18 protein-coding genes are annotated in these 24042 nt (G+C 57.1%); 14 read left to right on the plus strand and 4 right to left on the minus strand.

Translation table 11 applies throughout. The features are described 5' to 3' along the window. Window positions 1–104: 104 nt before the first annotated feature. Window positions 105–3161 carry a bifunctional diguanylate cyclase/phosphodiesterase gene (locus tag EFB11_RS07665; RefSeq protein WP_122789620.1) on the plus strand — a complete coding sequence of 1019 codons (3057 nt, stop codon included), beginning with the start codon at window positions 105–107 and terminating at the stop codon, window positions 3159–3161. Between the two features lie 28 nt (window positions 3162–3189). After that, window positions 3190–3849 carry a PilZ domain-containing protein gene (locus EFB11_RS07670; protein ID WP_122789621.1) on the plus strand — a complete coding sequence of 220 codons (660 nt, stop codon included), beginning with the start codon at window positions 3190–3192 and terminating at the stop codon, window positions 3847–3849. A gap of 49 nt (window positions 3850–3898) precedes the next feature. Here the strand turns inward: EFB11_RS07670 and EFB11_RS07675 are convergent, their stop codons facing one another. The 4 genes from EFB11_RS07675 to EFB11_RS07690 form a co-directional block, all read right to left on the minus strand. Continuing rightward, entirely contained in the window at window positions 3899–6946 is a 3048-nt protein-coding gene (locus EFB11_RS07675; RefSeq protein WP_164706655.1) for an EAL domain-containing protein, read from the minus strand. Window positions 6947–7126: 180 nt separating this feature from the next. Next, window positions 7127–8008: an L-serine ammonia-lyase, iron-sulfur-dependent, subunit alpha gene (gene sdaAA / locus EFB11_RS07680; RefSeq protein ID WP_122789623.1), complete on the minus strand. Its 882-nt coding sequence runs from the start codon at window positions 8006–8008 to the stop codon at window positions 7127–7129. Between the two features lie 13 nt (window positions 8009–8021). Continuing rightward, window positions 8022–8681 carry an L-serine ammonia-lyase, iron-sulfur-dependent subunit beta gene (sdaAB, locus tag EFB11_RS07685; RefSeq protein WP_122789624.1) on the minus strand — a complete coding sequence of 220 codons (660 nt, stop codon included), beginning with the start codon at window positions 8679–8681 and terminating at the stop codon, window positions 8022–8024. Window positions 8682–8707: 26 nt separating this feature from the next. After that, window positions 8708–9910: a dicarboxylate/amino acid:cation symporter gene (locus tag EFB11_RS07690; protein WP_122789625.1), complete on the minus strand. Its 1203-nt coding sequence runs from the start codon at window positions 9908–9910 to the stop codon at window positions 8708–8710. A 280-nt stretch (window positions 9911–10190) separates the two neighbouring features. Here EFB11_RS07690 and csaB point away from each other — a divergent pair, with 280 nt between their 5' ends. The 12 genes from csaB to purD all read left to right on the plus strand — a co-directional run bounded on the left by csaB (window position 10191) and on the right by purD (window position 24042). Beyond that, window positions 10191–12425: a polysaccharide pyruvyl transferase CsaB gene (csaB, locus tag EFB11_RS07695; protein ID WP_122789626.1), complete on the plus strand. Its 2235-nt coding sequence runs from the start codon at window positions 10191–10193 to the stop codon at window positions 12423–12425. 338 nt (window positions 12426–12763) lie between these two features. Further along, a complete protein-coding gene (gene purE / locus EFB11_RS07700; RefSeq protein WP_122789627.1) occupies window positions 12764–13258 on the plus strand; it encodes a 5-(carboxyamino)imidazole ribonucleotide mutase in 495 nt (164 codons plus the stop codon). A gap of 42 nt (window positions 13259–13300) precedes the next feature. Further along, window positions 13301–14011, plus strand: a complete 711-nt coding sequence (gene purC / locus EFB11_RS07705; protein WP_122789628.1) for a phosphoribosylaminoimidazolesuccinocarboxamide synthase — start codon at window positions 13301–13303, stop codon at window positions 14009–14011. 123 nt (window positions 14012–14134) lie between these two features. Further along, window positions 14135–15556: an amidophosphoribosyltransferase gene (locus tag EFB11_RS07710; RefSeq protein WP_122789629.1), complete on the plus strand. Its 1422-nt coding sequence runs from the start codon at window positions 14135–14137 to the stop codon at window positions 15554–15556. A 58-nt stretch (window positions 15557–15614) separates the two neighbouring features. Next, window positions 15615–17078, plus strand: coding sequence for an amidophosphoribosyltransferase (gene purF, locus EFB11_RS07715; RefSeq protein WP_122789630.1), 1464 nt, complete (start codon window positions 15615–15617; stop codon window positions 17076–17078). Next, the gene (gene purM, locus EFB11_RS07720; RefSeq protein ID WP_122789631.1) at window positions 17075–18112 is read left to right on the plus strand and encodes a phosphoribosylformylglycinamidine cyclo-ligase; all 1038 of its coding nucleotides are present in this window, start codon (window positions 17075–17077) and stop codon (window positions 18110–18112) included. The genes purF and purM overlap by 4 nt, the downstream gene beginning before the upstream one ends. A gap of 22 nt (window positions 18113–18134) precedes the next feature. Beyond that, complete coding sequence (gene purN, locus EFB11_RS07725) at window positions 18135–18755, plus strand: phosphoribosylglycinamide formyltransferase (protein WP_122789632.1); 621 nt, start codon at window positions 18135–18137, stop codon at window positions 18753–18755. Window positions 18756–18774: 19 nt separating this feature from the next. Further along, window positions 18775–19488 carry an IMP cyclohydrolase gene (locus EFB11_RS07730; protein WP_122789633.1) on the plus strand — a complete coding sequence of 238 codons (714 nt, stop codon included), beginning with the start codon at window positions 18775–18777 and terminating at the stop codon, window positions 19486–19488. A gap of 51 nt (window positions 19489–19539) precedes the next feature. Beyond that, a complete protein-coding gene (locus EFB11_RS07735) occupies window positions 19540–20964 on the plus strand; it encodes a leucine-rich repeat protein (RefSeq protein WP_164706656.1) in 1425 nt (474 codons plus the stop codon). A gap of 50 nt (window positions 20965–21014) precedes the next feature. After that, a complete protein-coding gene (locus tag EFB11_RS07740) occupies window positions 21015–22190 on the plus strand; it encodes a phosphoribosylaminoimidazolecarboxamide formyltransferase (protein ID WP_122789635.1) in 1176 nt (391 codons plus the stop codon). A gap of 56 nt (window positions 22191–22246) precedes the next feature. Continuing rightward, window positions 22247–22795 carry a hypothetical protein gene (locus tag EFB11_RS07745; protein WP_122789636.1) on the plus strand — a complete coding sequence of 183 codons (549 nt, stop codon included), beginning with the start codon at window positions 22247–22249 and terminating at the stop codon, window positions 22793–22795. Then, window positions 22792–24042, plus strand: coding sequence for a phosphoribosylamine--glycine ligase (gene purD, locus EFB11_RS07750; protein WP_122789637.1), 1251 nt, complete (start codon window positions 22792–22794; stop codon window positions 24040–24042). Before EFB11_RS07745 ends, purD begins: the two co-directional genes overlap by 4 nt.

The following is a 24042-nucleotide window of genomic DNA, read 5'->3' on the forward strand; positions in this document are numbered from 1 at the left end:
TGGTTTTTTTGGTATAATGAAAATATCGCCACCCAGGGAAAATTTTTCCCTGTTTCCGTGATTTTGGCCAAGCCCCGCTTATTTATGACGGAAGGAGTTTGCATATGGATTTCATGTGGAGTTTTTTCGAAGAACTGGATGAAATGGTGTATGTTTCTGACATCGACACCCATTCCCTAGTCTACATGAACGCGCACTTGCGCCGCACATTGGGATACAACTCTTCCAATGGATACATCGGCAAAAAATGCCATGCAGTCTTGCAGGAAAGTCCAGTTCCCTGCTCCTTTTGTAACAATCATGCTTTGAAACCGGGCAAATTTATTTCATGGATCTATAAAAACCCGGTGCTCAACCGCCGTTTTCTGGTCAAGGACAGCATGATCTGTGTGGAAAACAAACGGTACCGCATCGAGATCGCCATTGATCTTGACGCGGAAGAGCTTAGCGAGACACCATATCACTATTACGCGCACAGCAGCGCCATTCTCACCGGATGCCTGCACAAAGTCTTTTCGACCACCAATCCGGAGGATGAGCTGGACAATATGCTTTCCTACATTGGCACAACCTTCCTGTGTGCCCGCGCCTACATTTTCGAAATCGATGACTCCCACCATATGTGCAACACCTACGAATGGTGTGCCCCCGGGGTCGTCTCCCAAAAAGACCTGTTACAGCACGAATCGTGCGACAGCATCAGCAGTTGGCTCCGGGAGTTTGAGAACAATGAAGTGGTTGTCATTCGCGACCGGGAAGAGATTGCGCACAAATATCCTTCGGCCTATGTCTTTTTAAAGTCGCTGCACATCTCTTCCTTTGCTGCAGGCCCTATTCTCAGCGGTGAACAGGTCATCGGCTTTCTGGCAGTCGATGAGCCCAATGACCAAATGCTCAATCTGATCACGCCGCTGCTGAGCGTCATCGGGTATTCGGTCGCTTCGCTGCTGCGGCGGCGCGATCTGGTTCGCCGTCTGCACGATCTGAGTTATCGCGATCAGCTCACAGGCGCCCTCAACCGCAACGCCCTGGCCGAATATTATGAACAACTGCCCATGCAATCGGTGGGTGTCATCTACTTCGATATCACGGGTCTGAAACGGGTCAATGATTCGATCGGCCATCTGGCCGGCGACCAGATGATCTGCCATTGCTATAATCTCGTCAACGACAATCTGGATACCGACCTCATCTATCGCACCGGCGGGGATGAATTCATTGCCCTGTGTCCGGACTGCACCAAAGAAGATTTTCTGGAAATGGTGCAGCGGCTGCGCAAACTCATCCGACAGGATGAATACCACATTGCCGTCGGACATGTCTGGTCTGACCAGCAGCCGCTCCATCTGGAATCCCTGATCATTCAGGCCGATGAAGTCATGTACGAAGATAAGCGCGATTATTATGAGCACAGTTACATCATGGACGGCCCCAACAGCCGGCATCCCACGCGCCTCTTTCCCAAGTCCCAGCTCAGCGAAGACCATAACGAATTTCAGCATTTTCTCGCGACGACCTATCATGACGTCGAAGCGCTGTTCCGATCCATAGCAGAGGACAACTCCTCGAGCTATTTCTATTTCGGCGACATGCAGAAAGATGTATTCTATATTTCGGACAACATGCGGGAGGACTTTGGCTTTGACAGCAATATTGTCCCCGGCTTGTTGCGCATCTGGGCACGGTTCATCAGCACACCCGAATCGCAGGATATGTTCTGGGAAGACATCAACAGCATGCTGCGGGAAAAACGCACCCTGCATGACCTGCGGTATCAGGTACGCGATGCCCGTGGCAACACCAAATGGATCCGCTGCTTCGGCATCCTGAAATGGAACGAAGATAAAACTGTTCCGCTGTTCTTCTCCGGCCGTGTGACCCATCAGGACAACGATTTCCTGATCGACCCCATCACCAATTTCCCGCGTGAACATGCGGTACTGGCCAGCCTGTACGAAATGAATAAAAATGGTCAGCATTCGCTGGTCATCGGTTTCTGCCTGAACAACATCACCGAGATCAACAACACCCGCGGCCGCGCCTATTCCGATCATCTGCTCAAAAACATTGCCGAGCAGCTGATGGAGCAACTGTACTGGAAAATGTCCTTCCACCGGCTGGACGGCATGCGCTGCGTCGCCGTGGTCGACCCGCTCTGCACCGAAACCGCGGACGAACTGGTGCAGGAAATCCAGGAGATCGTGGAAAATTGCTATCTGGAAATGGGCATCTCGGTGCGCCACAGCTGTTCGTTTGGTGTGATGGAATATCCCTGCGACTCGCTGGAACCCGAAGATATTTTGGAGAATATCGTGGCGCTGCTCAAGGTCGCGCGACATAATACCAAGCAAGCCTATGTGGATTATTCCACGCAGAACATCCGGCAAATCAAGCAAATCGCCAACATGGCGCTTGCCCTGAACCAGGATGTCATCAATGGCATGGAAAATTTCCGCATCGTCATCCAGCCGGTGGTTTCGGCCAAGGATGGCAAGGTCATCGGCGGCGAAACCCTGTTGCGTTGGAAATTCGAAGGAGAGGACATCCCGCCTTCTGTGTTTATCCCCATTTTGGAAAAGGAAAACATGATCCATCTGGCTGGCCGATGGGTATTTGAAAAGGCGGTTTGCAGCTGCACCCGCATCATCGCCTATGACCCGGATTTTTATCTTACCTTCAACGTCAGTCTGCATCAGCTTGCAGATACCCAATTCATCGATTTTATGCACGAAACCCTGCAAAAATATGAGTTGGACGGCTCGCACCTGGTGGCCGAACTGACCGAAAGCTGTCTGGATGAACAACCGGAAAAGCTGACCGGTTTTGTAGAATCCTGCAATCAGATGGGCATGCGCATTGCACTCGACGACTTTGGCAGCGGCTATTCCTCGCTGCGCATGCTGCTGCAATATCCGTCCAACATCATCAAGCTGGACCGCTCGCTCTTGCAGGAGATCACCAAGTCGGATGAAAAGATGCACTTCATCCGCAGTATCGTGTATGCCTGCCATCAGTTTGGCAAGGAGGTGTGCGTGGAGGGTGTCGAGCGCGAAGACCAGAACACCATCCTGTTGGGCACCGGATGCGATATGATTCAGGGCTTTTACTACTATCGTCCGATGGAGCTGCCGGCGCTCTATCGCCTGCTCAGCCAGGGCTGACCACTTTACATAGAAAGGATTGGAACCCATGCAAAATTACAAAGAACTCGTTGAGGACTACATCGGCGCTTCCTGTGAAGTCTTAAAACTGGATAACAAGCTTTTATTTGCAGGTGCCATCCGTGCTTACAACGATGCCGATGAGGAATTGACCGTTTCTCTGCGCAAAGGGATGGAGACCCCCCAGGGGATCATCTATCACACCCCGGTCAAACTCCATGTTCAAACCAAGCAGTCCAGCGGGAATGTACTTTTGCTATATGGTCTTGTCACCCGGTGTGCCGCCGATTTTTGGAAGATCGCACTCAAGCACACGTTTTCCTGCACCGAACGGCGCAGCAGCTTCCGTCAGCCCATTGCGGTGTCCGCTATGATTTCCCGCGTGGCCGATGCGGATGCGGTCGAGGTGCTCTGCAAAACCCTGGATGTCAGTCTGACCGGCCTTCGTTTCAGCACGCATGAAACCTATGAAAGAGGCGAGCATCTCATCGTTTCTTCGCTCCAGCTTTCCCCCGGCGGATGGCCGCATACCTTCACATGTACGGTTCAGCGTATCCAGCAGCTGGACTTTGGCCAAACACCGCTCTTTGCCTATGGTTGCAGCTTCGATCAGATCACCGAGCGGCAGGAGGACCGTTTGTTCCAGGACCTGTTTGCTTTGCAGGTCAAAGCCGTCAATCGGAAATAATCGTTTTATGGATAAAAAAAGTGTCAACCCGATATGGGTTGACACTTTTTTATTCTCGACTGACCAACTTGTACAAGCTGGAGACTTCCATGGGACGATAGTAATAATACCCCTGAATGGTGTCGCAGCCTGCGTCCTTGATGAGCGTATCCTGCACCTGCGTTTCCACGCCTTCCATGCAGACCTTTTTGCCAAAGCGATGGCAGGCATAGACGATGCTGGCAATGAAATTCTTTTTGTCGGTCGACTCGGTCATCTCGGTCAGCAGCGACCGATCCAGTTTGATGATGCTGGACGGATATTGCAGCAACATGCGCAGCGAGGAGTAACCGCTGCCAAAGTCGTCCAGCGCAATGCGGATGCCCAGTCGGTCACAGCCTTCCACAAACTTGGTCAGCTTTTCGGGCTGTTCATCCAAGCAGCTTTCGGTCAGCTCTGCCACCAGATGCGAGCCATCCAGACGGTACTTTTCCAGTGTGGCTGTCATGAAATCCAAAAAGTGAACATCCGAAAGCTGATGCAGACTGACGTTAAAGGTCAAATAGAACGACGGATTGTATGTAATCAGGCGCATACAGTTGCGCACCGCCTGCTCGAACACCCAGCGTCCGGCCGTGTGAATCATGTTGCCTCGTTCCAGAATGGGGATAAACACCGCCGGGGAAATATCCTTCCCCTGGAACGTCCACCGCAGCAGCGTTTCTCCACCGATCACATTGCCGTCAACGGCCGAAACCACCGGCTGAACCACAATGCGGAAATTCTCCATGCCATGCAGCACGTCCTGGTTGAGCGTCAGCGCCATGGTGGACATCTGCCGGATGCGCTGTACATTGTGGGTGGAGTAATCCACATACGGCTGGTCGACATCCTGCCGCGCCACCCGGATGAGCGATACGATGGTTTCGATCAGGTCCTCGGGCGTCAGGTCTTCATGCGGGTATTCCATCAGGCCGAACGAGCAGGCATTCTGTACCGAAATGCCCATCTCCCGATAGCAGTTTTCAACGACTTCCCGAATCTGCTGCACCAGGCTGTCCCTCTCGTCGGCGCACAGCGACTGCACGATTGCCATGCAGCGCATGCCTTCCAACCGATAGAACGACATCTTCCATGCCATACTCTCCATCAGGCTGCCCGCGATATTCTTTAACAGTGCATCGGTGAAGCTGCGGCCCTTGGTGTTGTTGATCTCGGTGATGTTGTTTAAGCTAAAGCCAATGATGAGGGTCTTTTCCCCGCGCTGCTTCAAGCTGCGCAAGGGGTCAATGGCTGCCTGTTCGCGCGGGAAGTTGGTGATCGGGTCGATGACAAACTCCTTATCCTGATGGGTAATACGACCGGAGAAGAACAAGGGGGTCGTCTTTTCCAAATCCCATTTGAGCAGGCCATAGCAGCGTACCCATTTGATATTTCCATGGATGTCCCGCACCTGATACCGCAGATCGTGCAGCGTTCGCTTTTCCCGCAGCATGCGGGTGATGTCCTGCCAAAACAGGTCCTGGAACTCCGGGGTGCTGATGCGCAGCGACCACTGCCGCAGCAGACCGGGCACCACATTGCTGTGAAAACCGAAGTCTTCCCGCAGATTGTCCGATACATAGAACAGATTCTTCTGCATATCGCCAAAGTAGAAATAGCTTGACGGGTTCTGCTGGGCAATCGACTGAAAGAACGATTCGCTGTTGCAATAGGTGGCCGACAAAAAGCGCTGGAATACGCTCTCCGGCTGATCGACCGGGATGTCCCTTGTAGCCAGTCGGACGCTCTGTTTTTGGCCGATTTGCTGGTAATACTCCCGCTTGTCCTGATACATGATCTGGTCGGCCTGGGTCATCAGCGTTTCCAAGTTGAGCGGATGACGATTGGACCAAGTATAGCCGATTGCAAGATGATATTCGTCCTGATGGACCCGTACATGCAACGCATGCACCTGCTGTTCAAAGAAGCCTTCTTCGCAGCTGGGGTACAGCGCTACAAACTCGTCCCCGCCAATGCGGTAAATCAGGTCGGTGTCCAAGGTCTGTTTCATCAGTTGATAACAATGCCGGATCATCTCATCCCCGGCCGCATGGCCCATGGAATCATTCATGCGCTTGAGACCGGTAATGTCACAATAGATGACGCCCATGGACTCCATTTTCAGGTCGCCCTGGCAATACTCCGCCATGGCATTGCGGTTGAAGGCCCCGGTGAGCTGATCGCGGTAGCTCAGGTCGTGCAGGCAGGTGAGCAGATCGCGCCGCCGCAGGAGCGACGACACAAAATATCCGATGACATTGAGCAGCGGCGTAATCAGGCTGAACATCTGGTTGTCGGGGTTGTCGGCGCCCAGAAAACCAACGATCTTGCCGTCGATGGCAATGGGTCCCACCACCAGCGAAGAAATGCCCTGCGCCTTTAAGAGCGCATAAGAAGCCGGATATTTGGTGCGGATCTCCTCCATATCTTCGATGACGACCACATTGTTTTCCCGGAACAGGTCCATCCACCACCGAATGCTGTCGAGCGGTTCATTCTGTAAAATATCCTTTTGGGACATGGTCCCCGGCGCGCACCATTCATAGGTATTGCTGGTGCGTTCGTCCTCATAGATCTCAAAAATATAGGTGCGGTCACACAAAAACGTTTCCCCAATATAGGACAGCATCTTGTGGATGGATTCCTGCGGGGTGGTGCCGCTGAACACCTGGTGCAGGCATTCGTTTAAGATGGTTTCGCTGCGCGCATAGTAATACGGCGCTTTGCACACCACCCGGGTATCGATGTCGATGGCGATTTCGATGAGGTATTTGTGTCCATCGGCGTAGATGACGCTGTCTTTGATCAGGAAGTGGCTGTTCATGACCGGGTTTTTGTGGCTCCAGGAGATAAACTCGCCGGGCTGCAACGCCTGGTTGGTGCAGAACGGGCAGGGCTCCTGGCATCCCTGCAATACTTCATAACACTTTTTGCCCCGATACTCTTCATGGCTTTGGAACCCCAGAGTCTGGCGTAAATGTGCGTTCATGTAAACCAACAGGTTGGTCTCTATATCGGTCACATAGACCATTTCATCGAGTTTCTCGAAAAATTCCCAGATAAATTGTATTTCCATGCTTCCCTCTCCTTCAAAAAAGCAGACGAACGCTCTGCCACAGGGCCGTATCATTCCCTATTTTTTTCTACTACCCATAGTCTACCATTGGAATGGAATTCGTGCAACCCGCAGACGCATTGCTTTTGGTTTTGCCGTAAAAAATACCCGCTGCCGTTAAATTTGGACAGCGGGTACTATTTAGGCTTGTTCGCCAAAGATCTGTTTTTTCAGCCGGATACCGGTCGGTGTGGCAGCCAGACCGCCTTGCGCCGTTTCCTTGAGCGCACAGGGCATGGTATCGCCCACCTGCCGCATGGCAGAAACGCATTCGTCGACCGGGATTTTGCTCTCCACCCCGGCCAGCGCCATCTCGGCCGAAGTGAACGCAATCGCGACGCCGGATACATTGCGCTTGATGCACGGGATCTCGACCAGCCCCGCGACCGGGTCACACACCAGGCCGAGCTGGTTTTTGATCGCCATCGCGCACGCATGCGCGGCCTTGGTCGGTGTCCCACCCGCCAGTTCTACCAGCGCCGCGGCCGCCATCGCGGACGCCGAACCGCATTCGGCCTGACAGCCGCCCTGCGCGCCGGCAATCGAGGCGTTCTGCGCAATGACCATGCCGATGGCGCCTGCGGTGAACAGCGCCATCACAGCGGCATGCTCGTCGCACCGCCCTTCCTCCAGCATGGAGATGATTGTGCCCGGCAAAATGCCGCACGAGCCCGCCGTGGGCGCGGCCACGATCTTACCCATGGCGGCATTGTATTCGGAAACCGCCAGCGCCCGGGCGATGGCCCGGTTCAAAAATCCACCGGTCAGGCCGCCGGTTTCGGCATAAGCTTCCATCCGGGCGGCATCGCCCCCGGTCAGTCCGGAGGCCGACCGCAGATCGGGATGCTTGCCCTCCCGCACGGCATCGCGCATGACTTGCAGACTGCGCGCCATGCGCGCATATAACTCCTCGGCCGGTGTTTCCATCTGCTCGGCCTGATCGGCCAGCACGATTTCGGAAACCGGTTTTCCGGCCTCTTCTGCCGCCTGACACAAAGCGGCGATCGAAACATAATCGAGCATACGGTCCTCCCCCTTAAATTGCCCGGATGAGCACAACATTGAGAATGTTGGGCAAGAGCCGCAGGCTTTGGATGAGATTTTCGGGCACATCGCCGTCAACTTCAATGGTCATGACCGCTTCGCCGCCCTTCTTGGGACGAGACAGACGGAAATTACCGATATTCGTGCCCGAGTAGGCCATGAAATTGGTGACCGCGGCAATGGTGCCCGGCTTGTCGTAATGCAGCACCAGCAGGGTGTTGAACTGGCCGGTGAACGATACCTGCATGCCGTTGAGTTCGGTCACCAGAATGTTGCCCCCGCCGATGGACGCACCTTGCAGCGTGCACTGGGCGCCGTTTTCCCCGGTCAGGTGGATGCGCGCCGTGTTGGGATGCGCGCCCGGAATGTCGGTGGTTTCAAAGGAAAAGGCCAGTCCGGTTTCCTGCGCGATCTCAAGCGAGCGGCGGATGCGTTCATCGTCCGAGTGCATCCCCTGGATGCCGGCGATGATAGCACGGTCGGTACCGTGGCCGCGGTAGGTCTGGGCAAACGAGCCGCTTAAAGTAATGTCGGCGCGGACGGCGCGCTCGCCAAGGATTTTCCAGGCCACACGGCCCAGGCGCACCGCGCCTGCCGTGTGCGAACTGGACGGCCCGATCATCACCGGGCCGATAATATCAAATACGTGCATGTGTGTTTCACTCCAAAGGGATGGTTTTATTCGGCTTTCATCCATTTTCGGTAGATCTGGTCCACGACCACGCCAATGGCGTTATCGCCCGAAATGTTGCAGGCCGTGCCGAACGAGTCCTGGGTGATATACAGCGCGACCATGATCGCGCAGATCGGACCGTCCGGATCGCCAGCCTCGGCGCCGAAAATCATATACAAAAACGGCAGCGCGGTCATGATCGAGCCGCCCGGCGCGCCAGGGGATGCCACCATGGCCACGCCGAGCGTCATGATAAACGGCACAACGGTCATCAGGCTGATGGGGAGCTGATTCATCAGACAGACCGCTGTTGCACACGCGGTGATGGTGATCATGGAACCTGCCATATGGATATTCGCGCACAGCGGTACCACAAAATTGCGGATTTGCTCGCACACGCCGTCTTTTTCGGCGCATTCCAGATTGACCGGAATGGTCGCCGCCGACGATTGGGTGCCCAGCGCGGTGGCATAGCCGGGGATCTGATTGCGGATGAGCGTCAGCGGATTTTTGTGGCTGACCAGTCCGGCAATGGTAAACTGAATGGTGATGCACAGCAGGTGCATCAGGATGACCACCAGGAACACCTTCCACAGAATGCTCAAAATGGCGAAGGTCTTGCCCGATTTGGTCATGTCGGTGAAGGTGCCGCAGATGTAAAGCGGCAGCAGCGGGATGATGACCGTGTGCAGCACCTTATCGATGATGCCGGCAAAGTCCTTCATGCCGTCGTACAGCGTGTGGCCAATCTCCTTGCCGCGCATGGTCGACAGGCACAGGCCGAGCACAAAGGCCAGCGTGACCGCCGACAGCGTGTCCAGCAGCGGTGCAATGGACAAACTGAAATAGGTTTCCAGAGAATTGCCGGCCGTGGCGGCGATTTGCTCCATCGCCTCAGCGCTCATGAAATGGGGAAAGAGTTTGCTGGCCACCAGATAGGAACAGGACCCCGCCACGAGCGTGGAGCCATAGGCGAGCGCAACCGTGATGAGCAGCAGGCGTCCGGCGCCGCGGCTCAGGTCGGCGATGCCCATGGTGACATAGGCCACGATCATCAGCGGGATGACAAATTTCAGGAAGGTACTGAAGATGCCGGATGCGGTGACCACAACCCGGCAGATGCTTTCGGGAAGGAATTGTCCGATCAGGATGCCTAGGAGGATGGCAAGGATGAGTTTGGGGACCAGCCCGATTTTTCTCTTCTTCATAAGACCCCTCTTTCTTGTGTGTCACAGCGACATGCGCGCCGCCCGGCCGAACTTTTTCTCCATCATAAAGGTTCCGTTCCCAAAAGGCAAGGCCTTGTTGAATTTTTACGTAAAAAATATTTTTTGTTCGCTGCTTTACTAGATAAAATCAACAAAAATCAGGCAGGCGGAAATTTCGCACTTTTGGACGTGTCCGCGTTGCGAAAACGCGGAAAATGTGTATAATAGATACTGGATATCTTTCACAAAACACCGCGCGTAGCGCGGATGGAGGAACGACATGCGAATCTTACAGATGATGGGCGGCGGCGACGTAGGCGGCGCCAAGACCCATATCATGACTCTGGTACAGGCGCTCAGCGAACATAATGACGTCTGCCTGGTCAGCTTCCGCGACGGCCCCTTTCCCAAGGAAGCGGCAGCGCGCGGCCTGAACGTCAAAGTTTACGAATACATGAACCCTTACACCTGCCGGGACAAGGTCCTGGCCCTCATCGACGAGTTCCAGCCCGAAGTCATCCACACCCATGGCTCCAAGGCCAACCTGATCGGCGCCATGGTGCGCGCCAAGCGGCGCATCCCGCTGATGACCACCGTGCACTCGGACTACCGGCTGGACTACATGGGTTCTCCCCTCAAACAGTATACCCGCGGCACCATCAATGCAATCGCGCTGCGCTTCATGGATTTTTACCAGCCGGTGGCTGACCGCATGGCGCGCACGCTCATCTCCCGCGGCTTTGACCCCGAGCGCATGTGCGTCATCTACAACGGCATGGACTTCACCGAGCCGGTCAAAGGCCTCGACCGCACGGCCTACATCAAAGAGCAGTGGGGCGTGACCGTGACCGACGACGAGGTCCTGTGCGGCATTGCCGCCCGTTTGACGGCAGTCAAGGACATTTTCACCTGCGTCAAGGGTTTTGCCGGTGCAGTTAAGCAGCAGCCCAACATGCGCCTGTTTTTGGCCGGCGACGGCGAGGACGAGCCCCGGCTGCGCCGTCTGGTCAAGGAGCTCGGCATCGAAGACCGGGTGGTCTTCTGCGGCTGGGTGTCCCCGATCGACAAGTTCTTTGCGTCCATGGACATCAATCTTTTGACCTCGGTGTCCGAGACCTTCCCCTATTCGATTCTGGAAGGCGTGCGCGAGGGCTGCGCGACCATCTGCTCGGACGTGGGCGGCATGAGCGAACTGATCGACACCGGCGAAAACGGCTTCATCTTCCAGCCGGGCGATTACGAAACCCTCACCAAACACCTGCTGACCTTTGCGCGCGACCCGGAAAAGCGCAAGACCTTTGCAGCGCGGCTCTACGAAAAGGCCGACCGGGACTTTTCCCTGCGCACCATGTGCCGCACCCAGGAGGAAAATTACCGCATGGTCATCCGCCGCTTTGCCCGTCCCAAGAGTAAGCGAGACCAGGTGGTCATCTGCGGCGCCTACGGCAAGGGCAACGCGGGCGACGACGCCATCTTGAAGGCTATCGTGCAGGAGATGCGCGAGCTCGACCCCGACCGCCGCATCACGGTCATGAGCCGCCGCCCCAAGGAGACCCGCATGGTCTACCGCACAGGCGCGGTCTATACCTTCCGGCTCGACCAGGTGCTGCGCCGCTTCCAGCATGCGGCCCTGTATATCAACGGCGGCGGCAGCCTGATGCAGGACGTGACCTCCACCCGCTCGCTGCGCTATTATCTGTTTACCCTCGACCAGGCCAAGCGCGCGGGCTGTAAAGTTATGATGTATGGCTGCGGCATTGGCCCCATCAACCGACCGGGCAACCGCCGCCGCGCTGCCGCGACCATCAACCGGTCGGTGGACATCATCACCCTGCGCGACGACCTGTCGCGCGGCGAACTGACCCGCATGGGCATCCAGGGACCGGATGTGCGCCTGTCGGCCGACCCGACGATCATCCTAAAACCCGCTTCGGCGGCCCTGGTCGATGAAGCACTCGAACAGTGCGGCATCCCGCCCGAGGGCAACTACATCGGCTTTGGCCTGCGGTACTGGAAGGGCTTTGACGATGTCATCGACGAGGTGGTGGCCGCCGCCGAATACGCCTATACGGCGCACGGCCTGACTCCCCTGTTTGTGCCCATCGAATACCCTTCCGACCTGATGCCCGCCGAGATTCTGGGCGGCAAGCTCAAATGCCCGCATTATATGGTCACCAAGCGCCAGTCGATCGAGACCACCATCGGCATCTTGGCGCGCATGAAAGCGGTCATCGGCATCCGCCTGCACTCGCTGATGTTCTCGGCCGCGGCCGGTGTGCCGGTCATCGGCATGAGCTACGACATCAAGGTCGACGGCTTTTTGAAATATATCGGCAGCCGCACCTGCATCCAGCTGCGCGATGTGACCCGCGATAAGCTCATCCCCCTCATCGATGAATGCGTGTCCGGTGCGCTCGACGCCGAGGTACGCCAGACCGCCGAAATGCTGCGCGATCGCGAACGTCAAAACCCCGCGGCAGCCCGCGAACTGCTGGACCAGGCTTCCCGTCCGTAATCCGGCGTTCCATGCCAGCTTTTTGGTGCATTTTCCAAGGTCGAAGGCAACAAATGTTCCAGTCCGCGGCCGTTTGGTTTTGGGCAAGTCGATGATTTTTCGAAAGAACCCGCAAAACGCTTGAAACCGGACGCAAATGCCGATAGAATAGGTATCAGAAATGCTGGAAAGGAAGTGCCGGTATGTTGCATGCGTTATTAGATAGACAAAAGCAGCGGATGAACGGCCTTCGTGCAGGCATTTTTGCACACAAATGACAAACCATGCAGGATACAGCCGTATCCTGCATTTTGTTTTTTGGTCAAACGATATATTTTCCGACTGGGAGGGTCTTTTTTATGAAAAAAGTTTGCATTGTCATGGGTTCGGACAGCGACCTGAAGGTGATGAGCAAATGTGCGGACAAGCTGAAGGATTTCGGCATCCCGTTTGATGTGCGTGTCATCTCGGCCCACCGCACCCCGGCTGCGGCAGAGCAGCTTGCCAAAAACGCAGCAGCCGACGGCTTTGGCGTCATCATCGCCGCCGCAGGCAAGGCAGCACATCTGGGCGGTGTGCTGGCCGCTTACACCACCCTTCCGGTCATCGGCGTACCGATGGGCACGAGCGTAATGGGCGGCATGGACAGCCTGCTGTCTATCGTCCAGATGCCCAAGGGCATCCCGGTGGCAACGGTCGCGATCGATGGCGCGGAAAATGCCGCCATCCTGGCAGCGCAGATGCTGGCGCTCGAGGATGCGTCGCTTGCGGACAAACTGGCCGCTTTTAAAGAAAATATGGCCAAGGAAGTTGCCGCCAAGGACGAAAAGGTCCGCGCCGAATATCAAGGTTAACGTCCCGGATTTTTTAGATAAAGATAAGGAGAATCAGTCATCATGCAGAAAAAGGAACAGCTTTACGAAGGCAAGGCCAAGAAGGTATTTGCAACCGACGATGCCAATCTGGTCATCGTCGATTATAAGGACGACGCCACCGCATTCAACGGTGAAAAGAAGGGCACCATTGCCGGCAAGGGCGTCATCAACAATGTGATGAGCAATCACATGTTCCAGATGCTCGAAAAGCAGGGCGTACCGACCCACTTTGTGGAGCAGCTCTCCGAGCGCGAAACCGTTGTGAAGAAGGTTTCCATCGTACCGCTCGAAGTCATCATCCGCAACATTTCGGCCGGTTCCTTCGCCAAGCGCTACGGCGTGGAAGAAGGCATCGTCTTTGACGCGCCGACCATCGAATTTTCTTACAAGAACGACGATCTGGGCGACCCGCTGATCAACGCCTATCATGCCATTGCGCTGAAGCTCGCTACCCGCGAAGAAATCGAGCACATCAAGGAAATGGCATTCAAGGTCAACGAAGTGATGAAGACCTACTTTGACCACCTGAACGTGACCCTGGTTGACTTCAAGCTGGAGTTTGGCAAGACGACCGACGGCACCATCATCCTGGCCGACGAGATCAGCCCGGACACCTGCCGCCTGTGGGATAAGGACACGGGCGAAAAGCTGGACAAGGACCGCTTCCGCCGCGATATGGGCGGCGTCGAGGAGGCGTATCAGGAAGTGATGCGCCGTCTCATGGGCGAATAAGATTCGCCCTGCCGCGCAAACCTCTGCGCATCCCTGCAACTGACATCCCTATGCCAAAGCCCCGCCCTGCCGCGGGGCTCTATGGCTTTTTCAAACCCATCACACACAAAAAGGAGTTATCGAATGGGAGGATTTTTTGGCGCAGTTTCCAAGCGGGACTGCGTACTCGACATTTTCTTTGGCGTAGACTATCATTCCCATCTGGGCACCAAGCGCGGCGGCATGATCATCCATGACGCCAAAACCGGATTCCAGCGCCAGATCCACAACATCGAAAACACCCCGTTCCGCACCAAATTCGAAAAAGACTTACGGGATTTCCACGGATGCAGCGGCATCGGCTGCATCAGCGACACCGACCCCCAGCCGCTTCTGGTGCGTTCGCATCTGGGTCTGTATGCCATCACAGCGGTCGGCGCCATCAACAACGCCGAAGAACTGGTCAGCCAGTATTTTTCCGACCATGGCCACCAGTTCATGGCCATGAGCTCGGGCAAGGTCAACCAGATCGAACTCATCGCGGCGCTCATCAACCAGAAAAACGATTTGGTATCCGGCATCCTGCACGCCCAGGAACAGATCGACGGCTCGGCGACCATCCTGATTTTAACCCCGGACGGCATCATCGCCGCACGCGACCGGGTCGGCCGCCTGCCAGTCCTGGTCGGCAAAAGTGAGGACGGCTACTGCGTTTCGTTCGAATCGTTCGCCTATCATAAACTCGGTTATGAGGACGCCTATGAACTCGGTCCGCGCGAAATCGTCCACCTGACGGCCGACGGCTGCAAGACGCTGTCCCCGGCCGGCAAGGAAATGAAGATCTGCTCCTTCCTGTGGACCTACTACGGCTATCCCAATTCCAACTATGAAGGCCGCAACGTGGAGGTCATGCGCTACGAAAACGGCGCCATCCTGGCCCGCAACGATAAGGCCCGCGGTCTGGCACAGGACATTGACTATGTCGCTGGTGTGCCCGATTCGGGCGTGCCGCACGCCATCGGGTATGCCAACGAATCCCATACCCCGTTCGCCCGTCCGTTTATCAAATACACCCCGACCTGGCCGCGTTCGTTCATGCCGGAAAACCAGAAGATCCGCAACCAGGTCGCCAAAATGAAACAGATCCCGGTGCCGGAGCTGATCGAAGGCAAAAAGCTCCTGTTTGTAGATGACTCGATCGTGCGCGGCACGCAGCTGCGCGAAACGGTCGAATTCCTCTACGAATCGGGCGCTGCCGAGGTGCATATGCGCTCGGCCTGCCCACAGATCATGTACGGCTGTAAATATCTCAACTTCTCCTCGAGCAATTCCGAAATGGAACTGCTCTCGCGCCGCACCATCCAGGCCCTGGAAGGCGAAGAAGGCCAAAAACACCTGGATGAATACGCCGACGCGGACACCGAGCGCGGCCAGTGCATGCTGCGCCGGATTTGTCAGGACTTTGGCTTTAGTTCGCTCGGTTATCAGTCGCTCGACGGCCTTTTGGAGGCCATCGGCCTGGACCGCGACAAGGTCTGCACCTACTGCTGGAATGGCAAAGAATAACCCCATCCCCTGCGCCGCTCCTGGTGGGCGGCCCGCGCATCGAAACTCGAGGTAATCCATGAAATATACGATGAAAAAAGCATCCCACACTCCGTTTGACGGCGACACTGTGCATGAAGAATGCGGCGTGTTCGGCATCTATGTGCCCGAAGGCGTCGATCTCAGCCCGGCGCACGAAGCCTATACCGCCCTGTTTGCCTTGCAGCACCGCGGCCAGGAAGCCGCCGGTATTGCAGTCAACAACCGTGGCGTCATCAAGTGCCATAAGGATGTTGGCCTGGTCAGCCAGGTATTCACCCAGGAGATCCTGGACTCCATGCCCGGCCAGATGGCCATTGGCCATGTGCGCTACTCGACCACCGGCGACGCCCACCGCGAAAATGCCCAGCCGCTGTCCATCACCCACATCAAGGGCAATCTGGCGGTCGCGCACAACGGCAATCTGGTCAACGCCGGTCCGCTGCGCCGCGAAATTGAAAGCACGGGCGGCATTTTCCGCTCGTCCTCGGACACCGAAGTGCTGGTTTACACCATTGTCCGCGAACGACTCCAGTGCAGGTCGATCGAGCAGGCAGTCCTGAATACCATGGACGTCATTCAGGGCGCGTATTCGCTGTGCATCATGTCCCCGCGCAAGCTGATCGCCGCGCGTGACCCGCGCGGTATGCGGCCGCTGTGCATCGGCAAAACCCGGGAAGGCGCGATTCTGTTTGCTTCCGAATCGTGCGCGCTGGACGCGCTGGGCGCGGAATTTGTCCGCGACGTCGAACCGGGCGAAGTGGTCGTGGTGGAAAACGGCGAAATGCGTTCGCTGCACTGCAAGACCCAGTGCAAGACCGCTGCCTGTGTGTTTGAATATATCTACTTTGCCCGCCCGGACTCGGTCATCGACGGCGCAAGCGTCGAGCGTGCCCGCCAGGAGGCCGGCAAGTATCTATCCATCGAGCATCCGGTCGGCGCTGATGTCGTCATCGGCGTGCCCGATTCGGGCATCCCGGCCGCCATCGGCTACGCCAAGTGCTCGGGCATCCCCTATGGTGTGGGTCTCATCAAAAACCGCTACATCGCGCGCACTTTCATCCAGCCCGGCCAGTCCAAGCGCGAACGGTCGGTGCGCTTAAAGCTCAACGCCCTGCGCGAAGCGGTCAACGGCAAGCGGGTCATCATGGTCGATGACTCGATCGTGCGCGGCACGACCAGCGCCCGGCTGGTGCAGCTGGTGCGCGACGCGGGCGCCAAGGAAGTACACATGCGCATCTCGGCCCCGCCCTTCCGTCATCCCTGCTTCTTCGGCACCGACATCCCCGAACGAACCCAGCTGCTCGCCCATGAGCGCACGGTCGAAGAGATGCGGCAGATCATCGGCGTGGACAGCTTGGGCTTCCTGTCCATCGAAGCCACCCGCCGGATTGCGCTCGATTGCAAGCTCGGTTTCTGCGACGCCTGCTTTACCGGCGAATACCCCATGGAAGTTCCCGACCAAGTGGATAAAAATATGTTTGAAAGAGAGATTGAATTATGAGTGAGAGCCGTTCTGAAAGCTACAAGGCCGCGGGCGTAGACGTCGTCGCGGGCTATGAATCCGTAAAACTCATCAAGCCCATGGTGGAGAGCACCTTCATCCCGGGCGTCATCGGCAGCCTGGGTGGTTTTGGCGGCCTGTTCCAGCCCAACCTGTCGGGCATGAGCGAACCGGTGCTCGTATCGGGCACCGACGGCGTGGGCACCAAGCTCAAGCTGGCCTTCCTGATGAACAAGCATGACACCATCGGCATCGATGCGGTCGCCATGTGTGTCAACGACATCGCCTGCTGCGGCGCCCAGCCGCTGTTCTTCCTCGACTATATCGCAGTCGGCAAGAACATCCCCACCCGCATCGCGGACATCGTGTCCGGCATTGCCGAAGGCTGCCGCCAGGCTGGCTGCGCGCTGGTCGGCGGCGAGACCGCCGAAATGCCGGGCTTCTACCCGGAGGACGAATACGACGTGGCCGGTTTCTCGGTCGGTATGGTCGACAAGCCCAAGATGATCGACGGCAGCCGTCTGGTGCCGGGCGATGTGCTCATCGGTGTGGCCTCCTCGGGCGTACACTCCAACGGCTATTCGCTCGTGCGCAAGACGCTGGGCATCAACGAAAAGTCGGTCGGCCGGTACATGGACGAATTCGGCAAGACGCTGGGCGAAGAGCTGCTCACCCCGACCAAGATCTACGTCAAAGCCATCCAGCGCCTGATCGCAGCCGCAGACGTCAAGGCCATCAGCCACATCACGGGCGGCGGCTTCTATGAAAACATCCCGCGTATGCTGGGCGACGGCATCCACGCCGAGATCGAAAAGGCGGCGGCTCCCGTGCCGCCGGTGTTCGATGTAATCGCCAAGACCGGCAAGATTCCGGAACGGGATATGTACAATACATTCAACATGGGCGTCGGCCTGGTGGTTGCCGTGGCGGCAGACGATGCCGACAAGGCGCTCGCTGCCCTGAAGGACGCAGGCGAAACCGGCTACATCATCGGCCGGACGGTCGCTGGCGACAAGGGCATCACGCTCAAGTGATGAAAAAAGGTAGGTAAACTCTGTGAAGATTGCAGTTTTGGTTTCCGGCGGCGGGACCAATCTCCAGGCGCTCATCGACGCCGAGGCCCGGGGGGACATCCGAAACGGCGAACTGTGCGCCGTCATCTCGTCCAATCCGAACGCCTATGCGCTCGAACGAGCCAACCAGGCTTTCATCCCGTCCTATGTGCTGCGCCGGAAGGAATACGCGGACGCCGAAAGCTATGGCGCGGCGCTTGACACCCTGCTGCGTCAGGTGGGGGCTGAACTGGTCGTGCTGGCCGGATTTATGACCGTGCTGCCCGACTCGTTCTGTAAAACCTGGGCCGGCAAGGTGATGAATGTTCACCCGTCGCTCATTCCGTCGTTCTGCGGCGAAGGGTTTTATGGCCTGCATGTGCACGAGGCCGCGCTCGCAAAAGGCGTCAAGGTCACGGGCGCAACCGTACATTTTGTCTCCGAAGTGGTGGACGGCGGCGCGATCATCCTGCAAAAAGCGGTGGAGGTCGAGCCGGACGACACACCCGAAACACTCCAGCAGCGCGTCATGCGCGAAGCCGAGTGGAAAATACTGCCGCGCGCCGTATCGCTTTACTGCGAAGGCCGCTTGACCATTGCCGACGGCAAGGTCCATATTTCTTAAACAGAAGGGGGAACCACCCATGTTCAGCAATTTTGTATACCAGATCGAAGAAGAGCTCCAGAGCAATGCGTATCCGGGCCGCGGCATCATCTTTGGCCGCACCCCGGACAACAAGAAGAACATCATCGCCTATTTCATCATGGGCCGGTCGGAAAACAGCCGCAACCGCGTGTTTGTCGAAACCGAGGACGGCATCCGCACCGAAGCGTTCGACCCGTCCAAGATGACCGACCCGTCGCTCATCATCTATCACCCGGTGCGCGTCGTAGGCGGCAAGACCATTGTCACCAACGGCGATCAGACCGACACCATCCGCGACTATCTGCTCGAGGGCAAGAGCTACATCGACGCGCTGCGCACCCGTCAGTTTGAGCCCGATGCGCCCAACTACACCTCCCGCATTTCGGGCGTAGTCAACGAGGACGGCTCGTACAGCCTGTCCATCCTCAAAAACTTCACCTCCGACCGCACGGCCAACAAGCGTTTCTTCTATGAATACGATCCGGTTGCCAGTCTGGGCCACTTCATCCACACCTACATGTGCGACGGCGACCCGGTCCCGCCCTTCCGCGGCGAACCCAAGTGCATCCGCATGGAATATCCCATGCCCGAATTTGCCGCCCGTCTGTGGGAAAACCTGAACGAACAAAATAAGGTTTCGCTGTTTGTCCGCTCGATCGACCTGGCCACCGGCGAAACCGAAACCATCATCTACAACAAGCACCAAAAGTAAGATACAGGTTCGCAGGGGGATATGCGAACCATGTATGAGGAGGAGAAAAGGATGCTACGCAAGATTTTTGGCTGTATTTTAACTTTGCTGCTCTGCGTGGGTGCTGTATCGGTAACGGCATCTGCTGCAAACAGCGACTTTGTGATTGAAAACGGCGTACTGACTGAGTACAAGGGGAATGGCGGCGCTGTTGCGATTCCAAGCGGCGTGACCCGAATCGGGGAAAGCGTATTTTATGCTTGTGACAGCCTGACCTCAGTGACCATTCCAGACGGTGTGACCTCCATTGGGGACAATGCTTTTGGGGCCTGCGAGAACCTGCTCTCGGTGGATATCCCGGACAGTGTGACCACCATCGGAGATAACGCATTTCGGGAGTGTACCAATCTGAAATCGGCGGTTATTCCGAACGGCGTGACCTGCATCAATATGAACACCTTTGCAGACTGTGTCAATCTGGAGTTTGCCAGCATCCCGAGCAGCGTGACCTTGATTGGGAATAGTGCGTTTTATAATTGCGACAGCCTGACATCGGTCACAATCCCGAATGGGGTGACCATTATCGGCCCTTGGGCATTTGCAGAGTGCACCAACCTTGTGTCTGTCAGTATTCCGAGCAGCGTGACCACTATTGAACAGAAGGCATTTTTGAACTGTGATAGTCTGCGGTCGATGACCATCCCGAGCAGCGTGACCACCATTGAACACAATGCATTTTCGGATTGTGACAGTCTGCGGTCAATGACCATCCCGAGCAGCGTGACCGACTTTGAATACCAGGTTTTCAGCTACTGCGATAACCTGACTGAAGTGACATTCGCTTGCGCCAATATTAAACCGACCTATGTCTTTACGGGGTGTCCTAATCTCAAACGCGTCACTTTCTATGGGGATGTCAGTGAGGATACAAATTTCGTCACGGCATTGCAATTTTGGGGTGCCAACGGTCCGGTCACCATTTGCGCCAAGGCAGGCAGCCGGGCGGAACAAAAGGCCAAAGCGGCCGGCATTGCCTTTGTCCCGCTGACGGACATCCCCGCGCCTACCCAACTGGCCTATGCATCCACGCAAAACGTCGAGATCGACGGGAAATATGTTTCCTTCCAGATGTATGCCCTGCGCGATGCAAACGGCAACGACACCAACTATATCAAGGTGCGTGACCTGGCCTCTGTGCTAAACAGCACCCCGGCCAAGTTCGATGTAAGCTGGGACGGCGCAGTCAACCTCATCAGCGGGAAGGCTTATCAGGCGACGGGGGACGAAATGCGCACGCCCTTCTCCGGCAACCGGACTTACACTGTGCCGCAGTCGATGACCAAGGTCAACGGTACCCCGACCGCGCTGGACGCGATCGTACTGACCGACGACGCCGGCGGCGACTACACCTACTACAAGCTGCGTGACCTGGGCAATGCTCTTGGATTCCATGTGGACTGGAGCGCAGAGCGCGGCGTATTTATCCAAACGAAATGATCCGCAGACCGGGCCATCCGGCTGCACCCATGGCAGAAAGGGGATTTTTTATGAATGAACTCGCACTCAAATACGGCTGCAACCCCAACCAGAAGCCGTCCCGCATCTTTATGACCGAGGGCGAGCTGCCCATCGAGGTATTAAACGGCAAGCCGGGTTATATCAACTTCCTGGATGCTTTCAACTCCTGGCAGCTCGTGCGCGAACTGAAAGAAGCGACCGGGTATCCGGCCGCGGCTTCGTTTAAGCACGTATCTCCGGCGGGCGCCGCGCTCGGCTATCCGCTGACCGACACCGACAAGGCTATGTATTTCGTAGACGCGGACCACGAACTCAGCCCCATCGCCTGCGCCTATGCGCGTGCGCGCGGCGCTGACCGCCTGTGCTCGTACGGCGACTGGGTCGCTCTGTCGGACACCTGCGACGCCGATGTGGCCAACCTGCTGCTCGTCGAGGTATCGGACGGCATCATCGCGCCCGGTTACACCGACGAAGCGCTCGAAATCTTAAAGCGCAAGCGCAAGGGCGGCTACAATGTCGTGAAGATTGACCCGGCGTATGAGCCCAAGGCCATCGAGCAGCGCGACGTATTTGGCGTGACCTTCGAGCAGGGTCACAACAATCTGAAGATCGACCGCGCGATGCTGGACAACATCGTCACCGATAACAAGGACCTGCCCGACGCGGCGGCACTTGATATGATCGTGTCGCTGATTACCCTCAAGTACACCCAGTCCAACTCGGTTTGCTACGTCAAGAACGGCCAGACCATCGGCGTGGGCGCGGGCCAGCAGAGCCGCATCCACTGCACCCGACTCGCGGGCAGCAAGGCCGATAACTGGTTCCTGCGGCAGCATCCCAAGGTCCTCGGCCTGCAATTTGTGGACGGCATCCGCCGTCCGGACCGCGACAACGCCATCGACATCTACATTTCGGACGAGTATGAGGACGTTCTGGCCGACGGCGTTTGGCAGAACACCTTCAAGGTCAAGCCCGAAGTGCTCACTCCGGAAGAAAAGAAGGCCTGGATCGCGCAGAACACCGGCGTGACCGTCGGCTCGGATGCCTTCTTCCCGTTTGGCGACAACGTCGAGCGCGCGCGCAAGTCGGGTGTACAGTATATCGCCCAGCCGGGCGGCTCCATCCGCGATGACCATGTCATTGCCACCTGCAACAAGTATGGCATCGTGATGAGCTTCACCGGCATCCGGCTGTTCCATCACTAAGCATCAAAATAGGGGGCGACTCCCGTCGTCCCCTATGGATTTATCAGGAGAAGGATATGCACATCGACGATATGGATGCTGAGCAGCGCGGCCAGGTGGCTACGGCTGCCCGCTGCATGGCGCTCGGCAGCATCCTCACCATCCTGCATCCGGTCCACTGGCTGGCCGGGGTGCTCGGCTTTCTGCTGCTGGCCCTGTATGCCATCCGGATGCGGCCGCTGCGGCCGGGCTTTGACCGGGTGCAGCTTTTTGCCAGCCTGTGCGCGCTGGTCTGCCTTGTACTGTCCAGTACCGTAGCGGCAGCGCTGGTCTGTTTTGCGTTACCCGTGCTCGAAACCCTGCTGGTCTATGCTGTATGGCAGGCCTTTGGCCGCATGTGCGCGGACGGCAACCGCCTGGGCCGCGCGGCCCTGTGCGCGACCTTGCTGTACACGGCGCTCATGCTTTCGAGCACACTGCTGGGACTCAGCATTTTTGGCGGCTTGCAGATGCCCATTTATCTCATCGCGCAAGCGATGGCGCTGGCGTTCCATGCGCTGGGCGGCGCGCTGCTGGCTGTGTTCCTACTCATCAAACGACGGAAAATCAAGGAGGTTACCCCATGAAAGTTTTGGTTGTGGGCGGCGGCGGCCGCGAACACGCCATCTGCGTGACGCTCGCCAAGAGCCCCAAAGTCGATAAAATCTGGTGCGCTCCCGGCAACGGCGGCATCGCAGACGTAGCCGAATGTGTGGACATTAAGGCCACCGACATCGAAAAAATGGTCGCCTTTGCCAAGGAAGTGCAGCCCGACCTCGTGATGGTTGCGCCCGACGACCCGCTCGCCCTCGGCATGGTAGACGCTATGGAGGAAGCCGGCCTGCGTGCCTTTGGCCCCAAGAAGAATGCGGCCATCATCGAAGGCTCCAAGTCCTTTGCCAAGGATTTGATGCACAAGTACAACATCCCGACCGCGGGCTATGCCGTGTTTGAAAACTCGGCCGACGCCATCGCCTACATCAAAGAGCAGGGCGCGCCGATTGTCGTCAAGGCCGACGGCCTGGCACTCGGCAAGGGTGTCACGGTCGCGATGACCGAAGACGACGCGATTGCAGCCGTCAAGGACGCCATCGACGGCGGCGCATTCGGCGGCGCGGGCGCCCGCGTGGTCATCGAAGAATACCTCACCGGCCCCGAAGTGTCGGTGCTGGCGTTTGTGGACGGCAAGCACCTCAAGACCATGCCCTCCGCGCAGGACCACAAGCGTGCCTACGACCACGACGAAGGCCCGAACACTGGCGGCATGGGTGCGTTCTCGCCCTCGCGCTTCTACACCGATGACATCGCAAAGACCTGCATGGAAACCATTTTCAAGCCCACGGTCGAAGCCATGGCCAAGGAAGGCCGTCCGTTCAAGGGCGTACTGTATTTCGGCCTGATGCTGACCCCCAAGGGCCCCAAGGTCATCGAATACAACGCCCGCTTCGGCGACCCGGAAACCCAGGCGGTTTTGAGCCGTCTGGACAGCGACCTGTTTGACATCTTTAACGCCGTCATCGATGAAAAGCTGGACGAAATGGACATCCAGTGGGCGGATAACGCGGCTTGCTGCGTGTGTATGGCGTCGGGCGGCTATCCCAAGGCCTACGAAAAGGGCAAAGAGATCACCGGCCTTTCGGACGTGACCGATTCGTTCGTCTTCCACGCGGGTACCAAGGTGCAGGACGGTAAGATGCTTACCGCGGGCGGCCGTGTACTCGGCGTGACCGCAACCGCGCCCACGCTCGACGAAGCCATCCGCAAGGCGTATGCAGACGTGAAGAAAATCCACTTCGATGGGGCGCATTACCGCACCGACATCGGAGTCAAGTAA

This window comes from Intestinibacillus sp. Marseille-P6563 (genome assembly GCF_900604335.1).
In the GTDB taxonomy this organism is placed as follows: domain Bacteria; phylum Bacillota; class Clostridia; order Oscillospirales; family Butyricicoccaceae; genus Butyricicoccus_B.